Here is a 2,068-nt window from a genome sequence, read left to right on the forward strand (position 1 = left end):
ATAATATATGAAGAAAAGGGGAAACCAACTTTTGAAGAACAATTGACTATTTATAAGCAAAACAAAGATCCACTTTTTAAAAGAAGCATAGATTTAAACAAATTAGAAAGTTTCATAAACTCAATGAGATAAGAGGTGATACCATGGCATTGAAAGTTGGAGACGTGGCTCCCAATTTTAAATTGAAAGATCAAAATGGTGATGAAATTTCTTTATCTGGCTTTAAAGGAAAAAAGGTTCTGCTTTCCTTTCACCCTCTAGCATGGACTGGGGTTTGCGAAACACAGATGAAAAACTTGGATTTAAAATACGACGAATTAGAAAAACTCAACGTTGTACCTTTAGGAATCAGTGTTGATACATCACCTTCAAAAAAAGCATGGGCTCAAAACATGAAAATCAACAAACTTAAACTTTTGTCAGATTTTTGGCCCCATGGAGAAGTTGCTAAAAAATATGGTATATTCGATGAAGAAAACGGTTTTTCCAAAAGAGCGAATTTTTTAATCGATGAAGAAGGAAAAATTGAATTTGTAAAAGTTTACGAATTAAGAGATCAACCAGATTTAAATGAAATTATGAATTCTATCAAAAGATGAAAGAAATTTAAATAGGCTTCGACAAAAAGTTCGAAGCCTAATTTATTATAATGGAGTTAAAAATTATGCAGAAAATTGCTTTCATCCTTTTAATTTCGATAATTTTCTTCACCAATTTATTTAGTCAATCGATAAATATGCCAGAATTTCCAAAAGGGACTTTAACTATTTCACAAGAGGGAAGTATTTTAACAATCCCTATTGAAATTGCTAATACGAACGAATTAAGAGAATTCGGTTTGATGTACAAAGAAGATATTCCGGAAGATTATGGAATGCTTTTTGTATTTCCAACACCTGGAATAAGAGGCTTTTGGATGAAAAACACCTTTGTTGAACTCGATATCGCTTTTATAGATAGCAGTGGAACAATATTAGATATACAAAACATGAAACCTTGTGAAGAATCACCCTGTCCGATTTACATAATTTACACACCTTTCAAATATGCTTTAGAGGTAAAAACCGGTTTCTTTGGTCGATACGGATTCGCTGAAGGAGCAAAAATTGAATGGTCAATAAATGAATGAATGAGAAACAAGTTTTACTGTTTCTAAAGGCAGTAAGAAAAATCCACAAGGAGGAATAATAAAAATGAAAAAAATAGTTATTTCGGTACTTATTATTTTGTTTGGTATAAACTATATCTATGCAGCTGAAAAGGTAGTTGTAGGAGCAAAAGCTTTTACAGAAGGTTATATATTGTCAAGCATGGTTTCTTTACTTCTTCAAGAGAAAGGGATTGATGTAGAAGAAAAATTTGGACTATCCTCGTTTCCTCTACGCAAGGCTATGGAGACTGGTCAAGTTGATGCTTATGTAGATTACACAGGAACTGCTTGGGCAGCGTATTTTGGACATACAGAAAACATATATGATCCTCTGAAACTGTTTGATTTAGTGGCAAAAGAAGACTTAGAGAAACACAACATCGTATGGTTAGATATGATCAATTTTAATAATACTTATGGTTTGGCGGTACGAAGCTCTTTTGCTAAAGAAAACGGAATACAAAGTCTAAGTGATTTGGCTGATTATATTAATTCGGGAAAAGGAAAGGATTTAATTTTTGGAGTTAATCCAGAATATTATGAAAGAAGCGATGGAATCTTTGCGGTTATGGATGCATACAATATGAATCTGCCAAAAAACAATGTAAGAACGATGGAAGCAGGATTAACATATGAAGCGTTAGCGCGTAAAAATATTGATGTAGCTATGATATATTCTACCGATGCTCAAATCTTACGTTTTGACTTGGTGATTTTAGAAGACGATAAGTCTTTCTTTCCCCACTACAATCCTTCCGTTTTGGTTAGAAAGGAAATAATAGATGAATACCCTAAAATAAGAGAAATTTTAAAACCATTGACATTGTATTTAAATGAGGATATAATTATAAGGCTGAACTACTTGGTTGATTTTGAAGGTATAGAGCCCAAAATTGTTGCCAGAAAGTATCTACAAGG

Annotated in this window: 3 protein-coding genes; all 3 read left to right on the forward strand. The window is 32.5% G+C overall.

What is annotated here, in order from left to right; translation table 11 throughout:
• The first annotated feature begins 143 nt into the window (after positions 1-143).
• Positions 144-599, forward strand: coding sequence for a peroxiredoxin (locus AA81_RS03390; RefSeq protein WP_211286425.1), 456 nt, complete (start codon positions 144-146; stop codon positions 597-599).
• A gap of 65 nt (positions 600-664) precedes the next feature.
• On the forward strand, positions 665-1,129 hold the full coding sequence (locus AA81_RS03395; protein ID WP_103898200.1) for a DUF192 domain-containing protein: 465 nt from the start codon (positions 665-667) through the stop codon (positions 1,127-1,129).
• Positions 1,130-1,193: 64 nt separating this feature from the next.
• Positions 1,194-2,068: glycine betaine ABC transporter substrate-binding protein (locus AA81_RS03400; protein ID WP_103898201.1), on the forward strand; the 875-nt coding region annotated here is incomplete at its 3' end.

It is taken from the genome of Petrotoga halophila DSM 16923 (assembly GCF_002924615.1).